The sequence below is a fragment of the Methanoculleus sp. UBA291 genome (assembly GCF_002499755.1).
Taxonomy (GTDB): domain Archaea; phylum Halobacteriota; class Methanomicrobia; order Methanomicrobiales; family Methanoculleaceae; genus Methanoculleus; species Methanoculleus palmolei.
In genome coordinates, this window is the sequence record NZ_DANC01000029.1 from 15,485 (window position 1) to 34,465 (window position 18,981).

Below are 18,981 nucleotides of genomic sequence, written 5' to 3' on the forward strand. Positions count from 1 at the left end.
TGTTGACGTCAACAAAATGGTCTCCCTTGGGTCTGGGTCGGAACGGGAGATCCCTGATATCATGCTGACCAGGTATGCCTGTTACCTCATCGCTCAGAACGGGGATCCCAGGAAAGAGGAGATCGCGTTTGCCCAGAGTTACTTCGCCGTGCAGACGCGCAAGCAGGAGATCATCGAGGAGCACATCCTCCTCACCGAACGCCTGAGGGCACGGGAGCGGCTGCGGGAGTCCGAGTCCGAACTGTCGCGGAATATTTACGAGCGAGGCGTGGATGAGCCCGGGTTCGGGCGGATCCGCAGCAGAGGCGACATGGCGCTTTTCGGCGGGTATACCACCCAGGCGATGAAGGAGCGCTTAGGGGCGCCGCAAAACCGCCCTCTTGCCGATTTCCTCCCGACGGTGACGATCACGGCGAAGAACCTCGCCACCGAGATCACGAACTTTAACGTGACTAAAGAGGATCTCCAGGGTGAGCGTGCGATCACGGACGAACACGTTCAGAACAACACCGACGTCAGGGACCTCCTCGTGCGGCGCGGGATCAAGCCCGAGTCTCTCCCTCCGGAGGAGGATCTGAAGAAACTCGAACGACGGGTGAGGTCGCAGGAGAAGAGGATCGCCGGCGCTGCCGGGCGGCTGGCGAACTCGGAGGCGGGCGACGGTGAACGCTGATAGGGTTGTCCCGGTTGCATACGCGATGCACGCCTCCCCGAAGCGCTACGCCCTGCTTATCGGGGCGGGGATCTCGGTCGCCGCAGGCCTCCCGACGGCAAGCGACGTCTCCGGGAATATGATCCTTGCCGTCGCCAGAGGACGGGGCGAGAAGGTGGAGAGGGGAGAGAAGAACGAGGTCTGCCTTGCGTGGTTTGAGGAGACGTTTGGGGAGCCTGCAACATTCCAGCGCCTTATGAAGGAGCTTGGGATCTCAGAAGGGAACCGAAAGGACGGGTTGAAGAAGTTCATCTCTCGGACCGACGAGAACGGCGATCCCATCCCCGGAGCCCCCACCGCAGCCCACCGCGCCGTTGTCAGGCTGGTGAAGTCCGGGACGGTCTCGCTCGTCATCACCACGAATTTCGACACGCTCATGGAAGAAGCGCTGAAGGCGGAGTTTGTTCCTTACGAGGTCATCACCGAGGAGTCGGACGTCCGGCAGATGTCGGTATTCCCGGACAGGTGCCGGGTTCTTAAGGTCAACGGGGATTTCGAGCGGGGGACGCTCAGGATCACGCCCGAGGACCTCAAGCATTACCCCCCGGCAATGGAGGACTACCTGAAGCGGATCTTCGGGGAGTACGGCCTTGTTGTCTGCGGCTGGTCCGGGGAGTTCGACACGCACCTTATCCAGATCCTCTGCGCCGAAGAGATCCCCCGCCGATACCCGATCTTCTGGTGCCGGAGAAACGGGGAGCCCGTTCCCCGTGAGGTGTGCAGGGCACTCATGCCGAACGGGATCGCTATCGACGATGCCGATGATTTCTTCACCGCCCTTGAAACGGTGGTTGAGAGGTTTTCGCGGTTTGAACCGAGAACGACCCTCACCGCCGCTGCGGCGGTGAGGAAAGTCAAAGATGCTCTCAGACAGACCAAACCAGAACTTGTCCTTCCCGATCTCATCAATGAAGAAACGGATCGGGTGCTTGCATTCCTCGCCGACAAAAGCCGATATCAGGCCGACGTCATTGACAGCAAAGGGTTTTTCACGGCGCTGCTCAGGGAACTCGAAGACACCGCGGTCCCCTTGGCAGCGATGGTCGCCACGGTGGCGCAATACGATGACGAAATTTTTGCGGATCTCATCACCGATACGATCGAGCGGTTGATCAACGTGCCACCTGTCACCCCCGTTTTCTCAGAGATCCAAAACAGGGGGCAAGTGACGATGAACGATTGTCTTGAGCGGCTGCTCCGGTTGCGGTACTCTCCGGCCCTTCTTGTGATCTACGCTTCGGGTATCGCTGCCGTTCGTACCGAACATTTTAACACCCTGGAGGCGATTGTCCGGAGGCCGATGAAATCCCGGTACAATGGTGTATTACGGGAAAAGATACTGTATCATGCGTACGTAAATATCTGGGATGTTATCGGGGTGTGTCACGAATGGGTCGCTGATCTCGCGCACAGGCGGTTCGGGGAAGAAACAAGGTATCAGGACTATCCGTACCTAACCATATATGAGTTCATGAAGGTCTTGATCCCGAACCAATACACCTTCTTTGAATCGCTTGATGTCTTTGAGTATATCTTCGGGCTTGCGTATCTCGCAGGGATCGAAGGAGACGTAGATGAGGGGGCACTCCTTCGTTCAAGTGTACCTGGGCCCTTGCGGTCCCGGAATCTGTACCTCTGCCGCCGTTATACGGGCCTCGATTCCACTCGACCATTCCTCTCCCTCCCCGCCCATGTCGTCAACTACCTTGCAGATCACAAGCAGATGGTTAGATATTCGACTTTTTTCGGCGGGAATTATCCTGTTTTAGAGGCAGCAAGCCGAAAATATGCAATAGGGTTCGGGATCAAGGTACCTGATGTTGGAGGGCCCGTAATTGCTGCGAGAGCAAGCCGGAGACCTGGAACATGATTCTAGGGGAGATTATGCATATGTTCAGCATTCCCAAAGGTTACAAAATGACAAGGGTGGGGATTATCCCGGAGGATTGGAGGGTAGAACTCATCTCTAACCTCTCTCAAAAGATAAATGGGATCAATCCGACAAACAATCCGGACCAGACATTTAGGTACATCGATGTGTCTTGCATATCCCGAGATACGTTAAAAATTACAAATTACTTGGAATATAATGGTAAAAATGCGCCAAGCAGAGCGAGGAAACTGATAGAAAATGGAGATATCCTTTTCTCGACAATAAGGCCGTACCTGAAGCAGTTGGCGAGAGTCCCAGCCACTTTAGACGGAGAAGTCTGCTCAACTGCTTTTTGTATCATAAGGTGCGACGCAAAAAGAGTGGATCCAGAATATATATTTCAATCAGTTACAAGAGATGAATTTATCTCTAATGTTTCATCACTTCAAAATGGGTCAAATTATCCTGCTGTGACCGACAAGGATATTTTTTCTCAATATATTCCTCTCCCTTCTCTCCCCGAGCAGCATCGTATCGCCGCCGTCCTCTCCACCGTCGACGCCGCCATCGCCGCCACCGACGAGGTCATCGCAAAGACTGAAGAGCTGAAGCGGGGCCTCATGCAGGACCTCCTCACGAAGGGTATCGACGAGGAAGGGAGGGTACGGTCAGAGGGGACAGACATATTTTGCGAAAAGACGATTAATTCGACGACGTTTAAGTTCCCAGAACCCTGGGAGTTTAAAGCTATGGGCGATGTAATCACTCTTAAAAGAGGCTATGATCTTCCTTCGGATGAAAGACTTGCTGGAAACGTCCCTGTTATCTCCTCTTCCGGTATATCGGGCTATCATCAGGAAGCAAAAGTTTGCGGGCCCGGCGTTGTGACGGGGCGCTATGGAACTCTTGGAGAGGTTTTCTTCATTGAAAGAGATTTCTGGCCTCTTAATACGACGTTATATGTTTGTAATTTCAAAGGTAATGACCCCAAATTTATCAGTTACTTTTTGAGACTACATCTGGCAGCATACCAGAGTGATGCGTTATCAATTCCCGGAATAAATCGAAATTTTGTGCACAAATTACTCTGTGCCGTCCCTCCTCTCCCCGAACAGCACCGCATCGCCGCGATCCTCTCCGCCGTCGACCGCGACCGCCTCCAGACCCTCAAAAAGGGCCTGATGCAGGATCTCCTCACCGGGCGGGTGCGGGTGCCCCCGAATGGCGCTGGCGGGACAGCCTGCCCCGGTCCCGAACGCGTGACTGCGTGCGATCTTCCCCCGGGGCACACTCCATGACCCGCGACCCCAGAGAACTGACGGAGGTCGAAGACCCTGCCGTCGAGGTCCTCACCCGTCACCTCGGCTGGACCGAACGCACCGTCCGGGAGGCCGACACCCTCCGCCCTTCCCGCAAGGAGCCGGTCCTCACCGTCCTCCTTAGAGAGAAGATCCGGGACCTCAACCTCTGGATCTCGGAGGAGAACATCGACCGGGTCGTCTACCAGATCACCAACATCCCGGCCGCCTCCGTCCTCGGAGCCAACGAAAAGGTCCATGCCATGCTCGACCTCGGCACCACCGTCCAGCAGGACCTCGGCGACGGCTGGGGCGAGCGGAGCCGGACCGTCCGGCTCATTGACTATGAGAAGATCGAGAACAACGACTTTTCCGCCGTCAGGCAGTACCCCGTCGAGCACTACACCGAATGCATCCCCGACATCGTCCTGTTCACGAACGGTATTCCCATCGGCGTCATCGAGTGCAAGAGCCCTTACCTTACCAGGGCAATGGCTGAGGCCCTCAGGCAGCTCAACCGCTATCAGGAGATCGATTCCGGGTTCAGAAATCAGGGTTGTCCGAAGCTCTTCAGAACCGCCCAGGTTCTCATCGCCACACACGGCACCGTCGCCAGATTCGGGACCAACTATACCCCCCTGCGCCACTGGTCGGAGTGGAAGGATCCCTGGCCGTTGACCCTCGAAGATCTCACGTTCATCCTCGGCAGGCTCCCCACCTCGCAGGACGTCCTGCTCTTCGGTACCTGCTCAAAGGAAAACCTCCTCGATCTCATCCGGAACTGCATCGTCTTCGAACGCGAGGACGGCAGGGTGGTCAAGAAAGTGGCCAAGTACCAGCAGTTCCGGGCAACCAACAAGATTCTCGCGCAGGTCACCGCACCTGAGCGCAGGGGCGGCTTCGTCTGGCACTGGCAGGGAAGCGGCAAGAGTCTCACCATGGAGTTCACCGCCGTCAAACTCCGGCGGAATAAGGCCCTTGCCAACCCGACCCTTGTCGTCGTCACCGACAGGACCGACCTCGATCACCAGATTCATGGCACTTTCCTCCACTGCGGTTTCCCGAACCCCGTCAACGCGACAAGCGCCGCCGCCCTCAAGGAAACCCTCTCTCATCCTGTCGGTCAGACGGTCATGACCACCATCCAGAAGTTCCAGGACGCCGCAGAAGTCTATCCCCCTCTCACCGACGAGAGGAATATCTTCGTCCTCGTCGACGAGGCGCATCGCAGCCAGTACAGCATCCTGGCCGCCAACATGCGCAAAGCCCTCCCGAACGCCTGCTTCATCGGTTTCACCGGCACCCCCGTCTCTCAGAAGAAGCGTGACACTTTTGCCGAGTTCGGTCCCTGCATCGACCGTTATGATCATAAGCAGTCGGTCGTCGACAGGAACACCGTCTCGATCTATTACGAGAGCAGGCTGCCCCAGCTCTCCATCACCGGCAACAACATAAAAGAACTCGCAGAACGCCTTTTTTCCGGCTACTCCGATGAACAGCGGGCGAGCCTCATAAGAAAGTACGTTACCCGGACAGCCATCGCCGTCGCGCCCGATCGAATCGGAAAGATCTGTGAGGACCTGCTCCTCCACTATCAGACCCATATCGAGCCCAACGGTTTCAAGGCCCAGATCGTCGCCCCGAACCGTCTCGGGGCAGTCCGTTATACGGAAGCACTCAAAACCCTCGGCAGGCAAGATTGTGCTGTCCTCATCTCCACGATGCACAACGACGAGGAGCAGTACAAACTCTACCACACCTCAAAGACCGAGGAGCAGGAGATCATCCGCCGGTTCAAAGAGGAGGAAGACCCAAAGATCATTATCGTCTGCGACAAACTCCTCACCGGCTTCGATGCTCCGCGGGAGCAGGTGATGTACCTCGACAGCCCGCTCAAAGAGCATACCCTCCTCCAGGCTATAGGCCGGGTGAACCGCCGGCAGAAGGGCAAGGAGTACGGCCTCGTGGTCGACTACTGGGGACTGGGTAGCGCCCTCCGGGATGCCCTCGGGATGTATGACGATGATGACGTTGAGGGAATGATCCACCTGGATTTCAAAAGGGAGATCCTTCCCCATCTTCAGGCAGCCCACCGCGCCGCCATGAACTTTTTTGCGCCCGTTCCACAGCGGAGCGCGGAAGAAGACTATAAACAGGCCTGCATCCTCTACCTCAAACCCGAGGATCTGCGGATCTCCTTTGACCACGTATTCAAACAATTTTCACAATACCTCGATATGCTCCTCCCCGATCCTGAAGCTCTGCGCTATGTTCCGGACCTCAGATGGCTCGCCGATATCCGCATAGGGGCACGGAACATATTCAGCGAGGAGGACGACCCGGTCGAGGACCTCGGGGCAAAGGTGCGGAAATTCATTGACGACCATCTCAGAGCCGACGGCATTCTCAGGATCTCCGAGCCGATACCCCTCTACTCGGCAGGTTTTGAGACGGAAGTGGGAAGACTCCGGTCGGACGACGCCAAGGCGAGCATGATCGAGCACGCCGTCAAACACGAGATCCACCTCAAACTCGACGAGGACCCGGTCTTCTACGAGGGTCTCCTGGATCGCCTGAACAGGATTCTGGAGGAGTACAGGCACCAGCAGATCACCAGCACCGAGCGTCTCGCCCGCCTCACCGCTGTTCTCGACGACGCCCGGCACCCGCAAAGGCACGCCGGAGTCCTGGGCCTCGACCCGGAGGTCGCCCCCTTCTATCAAGTGATGGCAGTAGATATCGATAACCCTGAACCCCTCAAGGAGGCGGCTATAGAGATCTGTGCGATCCTAAAAGAGCATACAGTGATCGACTGGCAGCAGAAAGAGGACACCAGGCGGGTGATGCGCCAGAGGATCAAGAGGGTGCTCAGAGCGGTCGGATATCCATCGGATAAGATTCAGGATATGGCCGTTCGTCTTGTCGAACTGGCCGCACGGAGGTACCGGGGATGACGGGGGCAGAGACCATACAATTCGGGACGACGACGATCCAGTATACCGTCTCCTTTAGTCCCGGGCGAAAGGATGCGACGATTGCGGTCTATCCGGATACGAGTGTGGTCGTGACGGTTCCGACCGGCACACCCCTGGAGACGGTTCAGGGTCTTGTCCAGAAAAAAACCCCCTGGATCCTGAAGCAGATTGGAGCGTTTGAGCACTTTGCCATGATCGATGCCATGAAGGAGTATGTCAGCGGAGAGACGTTTCTCTATCTGGGCAGGCAGTACAGGCTGAGGATAACCGTCGCCGGGGAGAACGCGTCTGCAAAACTCATGGGCGGCTACTTCGAGGTGACGGTGCCCGACGGCGTGCACCCAGATAGGGATCTGGTCAGGCGCGCTCTCCATACCTGGTACAAAGAGCACGCCCTGCAGAAGGTGCGCGAAGTGGTGCGCGTCTATGCTCGAAGGCTCCACCTTGACCCTCCGGAGGTGACGATCCGGCATCAGTTGAAGCGATGGGGAAGTTGCACGAAGGATGGTGTGCTCAACATCAATCTCCGGATTGTCATGGCGCCGACGGCTCAGATTGAATATGTGGTGGCCCATGAACTCTGCCACCTGCGGCACAGGGATCATTCCGCCGAGTTCTGGGACCTGCTTCGGCTGGCGATGCCGGACTATGAGATCCGGAAAGAGAGACTGCGGAAGGAGGGATGGAGGTACGTACTGTGAGGTGTGAGGAAGGACCTGATGGCCGGTAGTCCGCCGCTCGCCTGCCTCTTCGACACTGATGTCCCGGAGAATCGGCGCATCTCAAAAGACTCCGCTACGGCGTGTTGGTGATGGGAGATGCGCTACTCTGTCGCGGTGCGAACCTCCCGGGGTTTTCGGCGGTCGTGACCGGGAAGGGCGCAAACTCGATGTCGGCAGGAGGTTTTCTACGGTTCACTCCGGGCGCTCCGGACTTTGACGGCTGGACGGTGGTCGACTACGGCAGCGAGTTCGTCTTCTAGCCCATGAGATCGGGGCCCATCAGCATGTCTCACTTCCGGGACGCCCTCTTGCCGCGACGATGCTCGAGTCCGGGATCGAGACGAATATCGCCGAGGATGCACTTCATCCCGTGCATTTCCGGTACCTCACTTTCGCTCCTTCCCCCGGATCAGCACACTCCACCGATGCAGCATCCGCCGGGTCCCGGCGGTCCCGACGGGCGCCGGGTACGGGAACGGTATGGCGGCCCCGTCCGGGTCGACGGTAAGATTGAGGGCCTCGGTGCACTCGGTGCAGACGGCCACCGCATCCGGGTCCGTCTCGAGCATGGGGTGGGGGGATCGGAAGCATACCCTGCTGCCCGCGATCTCGGAAAACCGCGAAAGCATCTCCGCCTGATAGGCACGCTCCTCTTCGACGGCGGCCGAAGCGTCGATGCCGCAGACCCGGCCCGCTTCTTCGAGGAACCGGCGCGTTCCGGCAAGTCCGGCAGGGAACGAGTCCACGTAGGGCGTGTTAAACCTTCGTCTGAGGTCTTCTCCGACCGGCCGGAGGGCAGGTTCCCGGAGGACGTTTACGGCGGCGGACCCGAGGCGCCCGACATCCTCCGTCCCGATCCCCCGCACGAACCGGAGGTTGATGCCGATGCCGAGCCGGGAAAGAAGGCGTGCGATCTCGGCCGCGTTCTCGTCGACGCCGTACTCCAGGTTCTTCTCTCCGACCAGGTTTGCCGAGAGGGTCTTTTCGGCGGCAGGAGCGGGCCGGGCAAGCGAGGCGACGGCAGAGAGGGCGTTTTTGACCCCCGTTTCAAAGACCCCGCCGAGGAACCCTGCGGTCGGCACGGCGATTACCGGGACACCCCGGGCCTTCGCGCAGACCGCCTCGGTGTCGTCCCCGATCGTCTCGACGATGCAGGTCGAGAGGACGAAGACGGCAGCGGGCGCGGGGGAGAGCGAGAGCCCCCGCGCTATGGCCTCTTCCAGCGCCTCTTCGCCCCCGAAGATGATATCGTTCTCCGTAAGGCCGGTGGAGAGGAGACGGGGGACTTCGAGCCGGTCGTTCGCGAGGAGGGTGGCGTGAAGAAGGGAGAAGTTGTGATGTACACATCCCGACGGGCCGTGAACGATGCAGACGGCGTCCCGTACCTCTGTGAGCACCGAAAGCGCTCCGGTCAGGGTGCACCCCTCAAACCTGGACGAATTCGAGGGCGAAGGATTCGAGTTCATCCATCTCGAGGGGCGTGGGGATGCTCGTCGTTTCGTTCCCGCGGATTGCGCGTGCAAGGTCCCGGTAGACCGCTGCCTGGTCCGATTCGGGGGCGTACTCGATGACCGTCTGCCGGTTCAGTTCCGCGATCTGTACCGTCCGATCGCGGGGGACATAGGCAATGAGCCGGGAGTTGATCCGGCGGGCGAACTCCTCCACCAGGTCCCGCTCGCCTTCGATGTTCTTTGCGTTGCAGATCACGCCGCCGAGCGTACACCTGCTCCGCGCCCGGCGCGAGAGACGGGTGATGGCCTTCGCGATGTTGTTTGCCGCATAGAGGGACATCAGTTCCCCGGACGTGACCAGGTAGACCTCCTGCGCGTATCCCTCCCGCATCGGCATCGCGAACCCGCCGCAGACGACATCCCCGAGGACGTCGTAGATGATTATGTCTCCTTTGAGGGCCTCCAGGCGCTCGAGGAGCTGGAAAGTCGCAATGATGCCCCTTCCCGCGCATCCGATCCCCGGTTCGGGCCCGCCGGCCTCCACACAGCGCACCCCCCCAAAGCCCCGGTAGACCACGTCGTCGACCGTGATGCTTGCATCTCCGCGCTCCCGGATGAGGTCGAGCACCGTCGGTATCCAGGCGCCGTGCATCAGCATGCGGGTGCTGTCATGCTTGGGGTCGCAGCCGATCTGCAGGATATCGAGCCCTTCCCCGGCGAGTGCTGCCGATAGGTTTGCTGCGGTCGTGGATTTCCCTATTCCTCCCTTCCCGTAGAGGGCGATCTGTTTCATTGTTTTACCTATGCGCTCGCATGGGTAATTAGATGTCGGGCAGTATCCTCACCGATCAACCATATATACTTTGTTGCGATCCTGCTCATGCGTCACGGGACTCCTCCCGGTCAAACGTTCGGTTTCTGGTTGCAGATTAATAATCCTGGGGATATATATGGATTTTTATCATTAGAAAAGTATATAACAAACTGTTTGAAACATCTGTTAAGAGCGAGGAGAGTGAACCATGGACCCAGGATTTCGATCACGGTTGATTGCGGCGGTAATCCTCATTGCCGTCGTCTGTTCGATCTTTTCGGCGAGCCCGGTCACCGGTTTCCATCTGGAAAACAGGGACGGGAACGGCACCGAAGCGGCACTTGCAGAGGCGCTGGTGCTGCAGCAGAGCACCAAACTCCGGGATGAGTTTATGGAGAACACCACCGTCTACATCGACAGCAAGAATGAGTTATTCAAGCAGCCGGATGCGCCCGGGAACATGAACGGCCTCTACATCCCCGAGGAGAACGCAATATATATCCGCTCGGACAGGGACGCGGCGCGGGCCGATGAGGTCTTTGTCCAGCAGGTCGGGTATCGGGTCTACCACACCATGGGATTTAACGAGAGCACGGTCTTCCCGACACTGGATGTAAACCCCGATTCCTATCTGGGGCATCTTGATCTTCCCTCCGGCGAGGAGAGGGAGGCGGCACTCTTTGCCGATGCCTTCATGCTCTACCATGTCTCCCCGGAGCTCCTGAAGAAGGATGCTCCCGAGGTCTATACCTACATGGACCTGCTTGTCGAGAGCGGCGGGGACCGGGCGACGGTGGACGACCTGTACATGCATCGCCAGTCCGGGTAACCGGCCCTCTTTCTTTTTTTATAGTTCACTCATACCGCTTGAAGACGCCCAGGACGAGCATGATCACCGGAATGACCTCGAGACGTCCAATCCACATGAGCAGGATGTAGAGGACTTTCGCCGGAGCGTCAATATCGGGGGTGATAAATCCCGTTGAGATGCCGCAGTTGCACATCGCGGAGACGACCTCGAAGAGCACGTTGCTCGAGTCGAAGGATGTCGGTTGCAGGTGCATCACCAGTATCGTAGCGATGAAGATGATCAGGATATAGAGCATGATGGTCAGCATGTTCCGGGAGATCTCAAGGTCGGCGACGTTCTTCGGGATCACCTTGCCGTCGTACTTGAAGGGCACGAGCACCTTCCCGGATACGAACATCCGTCGGAACCACCAGACAAGGCTCTGAAAGCCGAGGACCACCCGGGAGAGTTTAATACCGCCGGCGGTGCTTCCCGAAGCCCCGCCGATCAGCATCAGTATCGAGAGGAAGAGAACCGTCACACTCGCCCATTCGTTCGGAGACGCGATCTGGAACCCGGTACTGGTTACTGCGGCGACCGACATAAAGAGCGCCTGGTGGATGGCGGTGGAAATGTCCGTCGCGCTGAGCGTGATGAGATCCCACGCGATCACGATGATCCCGAGCGCAATGAGCATGAAAAGGAGGCGTGCCTGCTGGTCGTCGAAAAATCTCACGCCTTTGCGGCGATAGAGAAGGTAGAAGAGTTTGAACGGCAGGGCGCCGGCGATCATGACCGGAATGATGAGGACCTCAAGGAGCGAGTTGTTGTAGAAGAGGATCCCTTCCGAGTGGACTGTGAACCCGCCGGTGGAGATCGCGACAAGGGCGATGTTCACCGCGTCCCAGAGGGATACACCGGATAGGAGGATAAGTCCGATTGAGGCTGCGGTCAATATAAGATAGATCTTCCACATCTCCATGCCCGTTGCGACAACACTCGGCATCAGCGCCTCCGAACGTCCTTCCGAACGATAGAGGCGGAACTGGGTCAGCCCGGTCCTTGAGGCCATCGCGATGGTGAAAGCGACGATCCCGAGGCCACCGAGCCACTGCATCAGCGATCGCCAGAAGAGGAGCGTCCGGGGCAGGTCTTCGACCGACTGCATCATGGTTATGCCCGTATCGGTCCACCCCGACATCGCCTCGAAGACGGCGTCGAGGTAGGAGACACCGAGGCCGAGGCTGAACGGCAGGGCGCTCACCAGTGCGATGGCGAGCCAGATCAGGGCGACCGCCATAAGGGCAGCGGATAGAGGAGCCTCACGGTTCTCTCGTGGAACCCGGACAAGAAGCGCCCCGAGGAGAAAAAGGGTTGCCGGGACGGAGACCATGGGCAGGATCATATCCCACTCCCGGTAGATCACCGCTACGACCAGCGGCATCGCCGTGGCGATGCTTATATAACGAAAGATGTTGCCGATGTCTGGCGCGATGGTCGAGAATTGCTCGAGGCTATCCATCGATACACGTTCTCCGGGCGTTCTTATCTACTTTCTCTTGTTCGGCCGTTTATCGCTTCCGGGTCCTGCCGGCCCCGGGCCCCTCATCGGCCGCACATACACCCGCCGTTTCCAGTCAACGCCGTCTTCTCTCCCCCGCCCGTCTCCGGGGCGCTCTCGATGAAGATGCGCCGGTTGATGATCCGCCACGCGAGGATGAGCTGGGCTACATCACCGGCCGTCAGGTAACCGTCGCTCCCGACAAGGTCGATGGGCTGCACCTGCGTCTGGATCTCGATGTTCTTCTCCAGTTTTCTCACTACCGCGTCGTTCAATTCCCCGTCGAATGCAAGTGCACCCATCGCTTTCCCCCCGATATCTTCCGTGGTGAACTCGACCATGAAGTTCCGTTGCGAGAGCGAGAGGAGCGGGAAGAGGTCGATGGAGAGATCGACATCCCGGATGCTTCGCTCGAGTTTGCTCTGGCAGAGGGTGACGTGGTAGACGTTCTTCTTCTCGCTTGCCTCGCGGCCGTACTTCGAGAAGGCGATTTTAATGACCGCGTCCGCAAACCGGCACTGCGGTGCGACGTACCGCTCGTAGTCCGGCTCGCGCTCCGCCATCTCCCGGACGACCGCCTCGGGAGAGTACCCCCGCCGTTCCACGTCGCGCTTGATCTTCCAGGCGCGTTTGACATCCGGGTCCGGGTCCACGTAGAGTTTGAAGTCGATCAGGTCCCGCATCTTTTGGGTGATAAAAGGGTGCAGGCCCTCGAAGATCAGGATCTTCGTGGGCTTGAAGGCTACCGGTGGGTCGAATCTTCCGGTATCGTGGTTGTAGACCGGTTTCTGGATCGTCTTTCCCGCCTTCAGTTCTCCGAGGTGCTCCTCCAGCAGGTCGAACCGGTTCGCCTCGGGGACGAGCGGCGTGACCCCGAGTTCTTTACGTTCCCGGCGGTCGTAACGGTGGTAGTCGTCGATGGTGATCGTGGAGACGAGGTCTTCGCCGAAGATCTCTCGAATGGCCCGGGTGAAGGTGGTCTTTCCACTTCCACTGTCTCCCGCTACGCCAATGATAAAGATGTAGGGCGACTCTGCAATGACTCTCTTGAAATCGGACGGGGGCATAAGGCAGCTCAAATACTGGTCGGTATTCCACACTCTTAAGAGTTCGGTGCCGGACCAAAAACGATGAAGTGGGTTCGGTCGGAACCCTCAGGCAGGGATGATCCCCGCCTCCTCATGCCTCTTTTTGATCTCGTCGGCGAGCCGGTCCAGCGCTGCGAAGTCCCCCTCTTTCGGGTAACCCTGGACGTAGACCGGTTCGAGGAACTCGACCCTGAGCCGCCCGAGCATGTCTTTTATAGTGTCGACCGTCTTCCCGCCCCAGCCGTAGGACCCGATCACCGTTGCGTACCGGGTCTTGGGGCGGAGGAGGTTTGCGAGGTATACCGCGGAGACCACCTGCGGGTGAGGGCCGAAGATGACCGTCGGTGCCCCGATCACGACCGTCGCGGCATCCACCAGAGCCTTTGCAAGGTCACCGGTATCGGTCTTCGTGAGGTTGAACGGCTGCACCATAACGCCCCGCTGCACCAGGGCGGCGATGAGGTGGTCGACCATCGCCCGGGTGCTCCCGTGCATGGAGACGTAGGGGAGCACCACCACGTTCCTGACGCCGTCGCCCGTCCAGTCCCGGTAGGCGTCCATGATGAACGCCGGCCTGTCGTAGACCGGACCGTGACTTGGGGCGATCAGGGCGATCTCGCGCGTCGCGAGTTTTTCAAGGTGCCCCTTGATGCTTGCCCGGAAGGGCATCATGATCTCGGCGTAGTAGCGTTTTGCGGACTCGTAGATTGCCCCCTCGTCGGGGACGTAGAGGGAACTCGTGGCATAGTGCGAGCCGAAGAGGTCGCAGGAGAAGAGGATCCTGTCTTCCCGGAGGTAGGTCAGCATCGTCTCCGGCCAGTGGACCCAGGGGGCGATGATGAACTCGAGTGTCCGGTCTCCGAGGGTGAGCGTATCGCCGTCGCCGATGACGACGACCCGGTCCTCCGTGATGCGGAGGAGATCGATCAGGAGGTCGCGGCACTTCTGGTCCGTCACCAGTTTAACTCCTTCGAACCGGTCGAGCATCGCCGGTATCGAGCCCGAATGGTCCTGCTCGGCATGGTTGACGATGATGTAGTCGATCTTTTCGACACCGAGCCGCTCAAGATTCGCCGTGAGGTCCGCAAACGTCGCCGGGTCGACGGTGTCGATCAGCGCCGTCTTTTCGCTGCCCCGTATCAGGTAACTGTTGTAGGAAGTGCCGTGGGGGGTCGGGACCAGCTCGTCGAAGATCCGGCGGTCCCAGTCGACGACCCCGACGGAGAAGACGCCCGGGGCCATCTCACGCGGGGTCATCTCCTGCCTCCCCTTCGTGCATTCCGGCCGCTATACAGGGTTTGTGGATTATTTCCTGACATCTTTCACGCTCCGTGGGCTGCAACCGGCCGTGATTTTTTCCTACCGTGCCGGTCGATAAACGCTTATCCGGTCCGAACGATGATAACGGTTTCGTTCTACCTACCTCCGGAGGGGAGGGAGGTCTGCCCGCCCTTTCCGTTCCTCTCCCTCCGGACGGCGTTTGCATAGAGGTGGGCCTGCCGGGTCGGTTCCGGGAGCCGGTACCCCCGGGAGGTTGCGAGGACGAGGTCGACGGCCTGTACGAGATCGATCCGGTGGCCTACCGAGACATAGAGCGGCTGTGTCCTCTCTTTCGTCCGCACCGCCATTCCGATCGTCTCGCCGCCCCGGAGTATCGGGCTCGTTGAGCCTCTGGGGGCTCCCGGCTCCGCCGCTGTTCCCAGAAGGAGGCTCTTTGCAACCCCGACGGCGGGCCGGTCGAGCAGGACGCCCATGTGGCTTGCGATACCGAGCCCCCGGGGGTGAGCGACCCCCTGCCCGTCGAAGAAGATGACCTCCGGCTCTGACCGCAGGTTCCGGAACGCCTCAAGGAGGGCGGGGCCTTCCCGGAAAGCAAGGAGGCCGGGAATGTAGGGAAACGACGTCTCGATAGAGGCAGAGGCCCGCTCGACGGCGGCGAGATCGGGGTAACGGAGGACGACGACGACTGCATGGATCTCGTTAGAACCCTTCACGTAGGAGGCGTCGGCGCCGGCGAGAAGGGAGACCTCATCGAGATCCCCGGAGAAGCTGATCCGGGCACGCAGTTTCTCCTGGAGGCGGACGGCCTCGCCCGGCGTCAGGTCGAAGGAGTGGGTCTCTCTGATCTCCATGATCGTCTCCCAATCGCATGCCTCTGGATCCGGATAGAACAACTAATTATCTCCTGGTGGTGGAGTGCGGCATCTGTGCGGACCGGGGACTATGGGCAGGCAGAAGCGGCTCCGGGATGCGAAGGTTCCCCGAAAAAGTGACCATTGCAGCGGGTAGCCGGCTGAGGGGAAGAAGTTGCGGAGGACGCCGGGAGCTGGAGACGCCGCCGGCGGGCACAACCGGCGCTAGACCCCGGGTCGGGAAGATCGCATCGGGGCAGCGGTGAAGGGAGTCCCCTCATCTCATCATGTAAAAAATAAAGTACAGAAACGCGACGATGCTGATGAAGATGATGCCGTAGCCGCCACCCCAGATGTTGACCTGAACATCCGGATAGCAGTCTTTCAAGAGGGAGAGCTCTTTCTCGTACGCTTCCGACCTGGATCGATCGGAGAACGCCCGTACAAACGGCAGTTTAAGGGTTTTTCCGGCGATCTGACTGGCAACGAGCGGATTTTCCGAGATGAGCCCGAGGGACGTTGCGAGGCTCTCAACCCCCCTCTCTATCCTGTCTGCGGTGTGCACCAGGGGATTTGCCGAGATCCAGACGATCGCATCTCCGGCCTTGACATAAAGGGCGTCGATATCGGTCTCGACCCCGCGCCATGGGACCCTGAGCGGCCGCACCGCGAACAGGAGCGCCCCTGCGGCGGCAAAGATGGCAGCCGACTCCAGCAGGTACGATGAGGCGAACGCGTGGGCATCCGTTCCGCCGGGCAGAAGATCCGTCAGGAGGTGCGGGAAGAGCCCGATTGCAAGGCAGAGGAAGGCGGTTGCCCCCATCGCAACCAGCATCGGGGTCGGCGGATCATTTGGGAGGAGCCCCTCCCTCGTTCCGGTGGTCGATCGGAAGAAGACGAAGTAGAGGAACCGGGAGACGTAGACGACGGTTATGACTGCTGAGATAAGGAGGACGGGCGAGAGATACGGCACCCCGCCTGCCGCCTCGATCGCCATCCCTTTGCTGACCGCACCGTTCAGGCCGGGCAGTCCCGCAAGTGAGAGACCACCGATGACGGCACAGAGGGCGGTTATGGGCATCGTCCTTCCCAGGCCCCCGAGATCCGAGAGCCGGTGTGACCCCGTCCTGAGGATGACCGCACCCGCCGCCATGAAGAGAAGCGACTTGAAGAGGATGTCGTTTACCATATGGGCAAGCCCTGCATCAAGCCCCTCAACCGAACCCACGCCGATTGCCGCGACCATGTAGCCCACCTGACTGACGATCGAATACGCGAGGAGCCGGCGGATGTCATCCTGCATGAGGGCATAGATGGCCCCGTAGAGTGCCATTGCTCCCCCTATATACGCAACCGCAACCCCCCATCCCCCTATTGCAGCGAGGAGGAAGACCGCCGCTTTTGTTGTGAAGATGGAGAGGGCGACGGACCCGACAACAGATGCCCTTGGATAGGCATCGGGTACCCAGGTATGGAGAGGAATGAACGCAGCATTCACGCCAATCCCGACCAGCATAAGGAGGAGACCGGCTCCATCCCCCACCGGGCCGATGGCGGCACTCCCGGTTGTGGCCACCGTATGCACGATCCCGCCGAGGAAGCATGCTCCCCCGAAGATATGGAAAAGGATGTACCGGTAGCCTGCACCGGATGATTCGGGCGCCTTCGAAGACCAGATGATAGCAAGTGACGCAACGGCGAGGAACTCCCAGAAGACGAAGACGGTGATGAAGTCGCCTGCATAGACGATCCCCATTGCCGCTGCGATCGACGCGAGAATGCCGATCGTTTCCGCCGTCGGAAGATCGCGGTATACTGCATAGATGAGCGTGATCAATCCTGAGAAAGCAAAGATGCCGCCCGCGATCTGCCGCATCGGATCGGACGTCAGGAGGATCGTCTCAATGCCGGGGACGACTCCGATCACCATCTCCGGCGCCGCAGACGAGAGTGAGAGGGCCAGGATGAAGCCGGCAGCGCCGACAAGCAGTGTCCATGCCTTCCTGACCGGCCCGGTGATGACAGGGAGCAGGAGGAGGCCGATAAGGTAGATGAATGCCGGAGGTATCTCGATCATGGAATCACCTGCTGCATGATCTCGGCGAGTGCGATCTCAACCAGGTCCATGAACGGCGTCGATGGGAAGAAGAAGATGAAAACCGATATCGCCGCCGTCAGAATGATCGGAACGAGCATTACGAGAGGAGGCTCTGAGACCGAATCGAGTGAGTGCTCGTCATCCGGCCGGTCCAGGAGCATTGTATAGATGATCGGGAAGAAGTATGCGACATTCAGGACCGCACTGGTGACGATGACCAGCAGAAGGATCGGCATGCCGCCTTCCACCGCCCCGAGCGCAAGATAGACCTTGCTGATTATCCCGGGAAGCGGAGGCAGGCCGCAGATCCCGATCGCAGCAGCCGAGAACATCAGAGCCGTCACCGGTATCTTCCTGCCGATACCCTTCATATCGGAGATGCACTCCTTCCCGGCAGAGACGATGACCGCTCCTGCGACGAAGAAGAGGGTGATCTTGAGGAACGCATGGATGGGGATATGTGCCATCGCCCCGGTCATCCCGGCGATGGAGAGCATGGAGACGCCAAGCAGGATGTAGGAGAGCTGGCTCACGGTCGAGTAGGCAAGCCTTCGTTTGAGGTTGTCCTCGGTCAGGGCGAAGAGTGATGCGGTGATGATCGTAAACGAGGCGATCACGGCGAGGAGCGTGCCGAGGCCGAGGGACGCCATCAGGTCCATGCCGTAGACCCATCCGGCGATCCGGACGATCCCGAAGACTCCCGCTGTGACGACGGCGACTGCATGGAGGAAGGCGCTCACCGGTGTCGGGGCGACCATCGCTGCAGGGAGCCAGCCATGGAGAGGCATCCATGCCGCCTTCACAAACCCGACCATAAAGAGGAGGAAGAGGATCTGCAGGGTTAGGGCTGATCCGGAACCCGCCAGGAATCCCCCGGGTACAAACTCGGTCGTTCCCGTGAGGGTATAGGTCAGGATGACTGCGGCGAGGAGGAAGATGCCGCCGATGAGGAGGTATGCCAGGTACTTCCTGCCTGCCTTCATTGCTGCAGGCGTCTCGGTATGAACAACCAGCGGATAGGTGATGATCGTCAGGATCTCATAGAAGATAAAGAGCGTCAGGAGGTTCTGTGAGAATGCTATCCCGACTGCGGCAGCTATCGCGACAGCAAGACAGAAGAAGAACCTCGTCTGTGCGTGCTCCTTCAATAACCGCATATAGCCTATCGCATAGAACGAATTCAACAGCCAGAGGGCGGTTGCCGTCAGGGCAAAGACCATCCCGAAGGCATCTGCCCTGAGAGCGAAATCCCCGCCGGGCACCATCGGCAGGAGCGAGATTGTGATCCGACTGCCCGATAGGATCTCGGGGAGCATCGCAAGGACGGATCCGAGCATCGTTGTTGCGGCGATGATCGTGACCGCTTCCCGGATGTTCTCATGTCTTCCGACTATCAGTATCAGCACCGACGCGAATAGAGGAACGGCGATGGTTACCGCCGGGAGCACCCCGTTTATATCTGCCATA

The 18,981-nt window shown here is 59.2% G+C and carries 15 protein-coding genes; 7 read left to right on the forward strand and 8 right to left on the reverse strand.

The window, feature by feature from the left end; translation table 11 throughout:
• The 6 genes from dinD to BP737_RS06730 form a co-directional block, all read left to right on the forward strand.
• On the forward strand, positions 1 to 673 hold a 673-nt coding region (gene dinD, locus BP737_RS06705), incomplete at its 5' end, for a DNA damage-inducible protein D (protein WP_342686052.1).
• On the forward strand, positions 663 to 2,582 hold the full coding sequence (locus BP737_RS06710; protein ID WP_292405418.1) for an SIR2 family protein: 1,920 nt from the start codon (positions 663 to 665) through the stop codon (positions 2,580 to 2,582). The genes dinD and BP737_RS06710, both read left to right, overlap by 11 nt.
• Positions 2,583 to 2,602: 20 nt before the next feature.
• The gene (locus BP737_RS06715; RefSeq protein ID WP_342686053.1) at positions 2,603 to 3,883 is read left to right on the forward strand and encodes a restriction endonuclease subunit S; all 1,281 of its coding nucleotides are present in this window, start codon (positions 2,603 to 2,605) and stop codon (positions 3,881 to 3,883) included.
• Positions 3,880 to 6,837 carry a type I restriction endonuclease subunit R gene (locus BP737_RS06720; RefSeq protein ID WP_292405412.1) on the forward strand — a complete coding sequence of 986 codons (2,958 nt, stop codon included), beginning with the start codon at positions 3,880 to 3,882 and terminating at the stop codon, positions 6,835 to 6,837. The genes BP737_RS06715 and BP737_RS06720 overlap by 4 nt, the downstream gene beginning before the upstream one ends.
• Positions 6,834 to 7,559, forward strand: a complete 726-nt coding sequence (locus BP737_RS06725; RefSeq protein ID WP_292405410.1) for a M48 family metallopeptidase — start codon at positions 6,834 to 6,836, stop codon at positions 7,557 to 7,559. The genes BP737_RS06720 and BP737_RS06725 overlap by 4 nt, the downstream gene beginning before the upstream one ends.
• Positions 7,560 to 7,669: 110 nt before the next feature.
• Positions 7,670 to 7,840 carry a hypothetical protein gene (locus BP737_RS06730; protein WP_292405407.1) on the forward strand — a complete coding sequence of 57 codons (171 nt, stop codon included), beginning with the start codon at positions 7,670 to 7,672 and terminating at the stop codon, positions 7,838 to 7,840.
• 126 nt (positions 7,841 to 7,966) lie between these two features.
• Here BP737_RS06730 and BP737_RS06735 read toward each other — a convergent pair whose 3' ends face one another.
• Positions 7,967 to 9,046, reverse strand: coding sequence for a nitrogenase component 1 (locus BP737_RS06735; protein ID WP_292405405.1), 1,080 nt, complete (start codon positions 9,044 to 9,046; stop codon positions 7,967 to 7,969).
• Positions 9,006 to 9,824, reverse strand: a complete 819-nt coding sequence (gene cfbC / locus BP737_RS06740) for a Ni-sirohydrochlorin a,c-diamide reductive cyclase ATP-dependent reductase subunit (RefSeq protein WP_292405401.1) — start codon at positions 9,822 to 9,824, stop codon at positions 9,006 to 9,008. The genes BP737_RS06735 and cfbC overlap by 41 nt, the downstream gene beginning before the upstream one ends.
• A gap of 229 nt (positions 9,825 to 10,053) precedes the next feature.
• Here cfbC and BP737_RS06745 point away from each other — a divergent pair, with 229 nt between their 5' ends.
• Positions 10,054 to 10,674, forward strand: a complete 621-nt coding sequence (locus BP737_RS06745) for a hypothetical protein (protein WP_292405398.1) — start codon at positions 10,054 to 10,056, stop codon at positions 10,672 to 10,674.
• Between the two features lie 25 nt (positions 10,675 to 10,699).
• Here BP737_RS06745 and BP737_RS06750 read toward each other — a convergent pair whose 3' ends face one another.
• The 6 genes from BP737_RS06750 to BP737_RS06775 form a co-directional block, all read right to left on the reverse strand.
• On the reverse strand, positions 10,700 to 12,157 hold the full coding sequence (locus BP737_RS06750; protein ID WP_292405396.1) for a TrkH family potassium uptake protein: 1,458 nt from the start codon (positions 12,155 to 12,157) through the stop codon (positions 10,700 to 10,702).
• An 83-nt stretch (positions 12,158 to 12,240) separates the two neighbouring features.
• Positions 12,241 to 13,263, reverse strand: a complete 1,023-nt coding sequence (locus BP737_RS06755; RefSeq protein ID WP_292405393.1) for a phosphoribulokinase — start codon at positions 13,261 to 13,263, stop codon at positions 12,241 to 12,243.
• Positions 13,264 to 13,350: 87 nt separating this feature from the next.
• Positions 13,351 to 14,541: an FprA family A-type flavoprotein gene (locus BP737_RS06760; protein WP_292405391.1), complete on the reverse strand. Its 1,191-nt coding sequence runs from the start codon at positions 14,539 to 14,541 to the stop codon at positions 13,351 to 13,353.
• Between the two features lie 158 nt (positions 14,542 to 14,699).
• A complete protein-coding gene (gene nfi, locus BP737_RS06765) occupies positions 14,700 to 15,416 on the reverse strand; it encodes a deoxyribonuclease V (RefSeq protein WP_292405387.1) in 717 nt (238 codons plus the stop codon).
• 277 nt (positions 15,417 to 15,693) lie between these two features.
• Positions 15,694 to 17,493, reverse strand: coding sequence for a proton-conducting transporter membrane subunit (locus BP737_RS06770; RefSeq protein WP_292405385.1), 1,800 nt, complete (start codon positions 17,491 to 17,493; stop codon positions 15,694 to 15,696).
• The gene (locus BP737_RS06775) at positions 17,490 to 18,980 is read right to left on the reverse strand and encodes a proton-conducting transporter membrane subunit (protein ID WP_292405382.1); all 1,491 of its coding nucleotides are present in this window, start codon (positions 18,978 to 18,980) and stop codon (positions 17,490 to 17,492) included. Before BP737_RS06775 ends, BP737_RS06770 begins: the two co-directional genes overlap by 4 nt.
• Position 18,981: the final 1 nt, after the last annotated feature.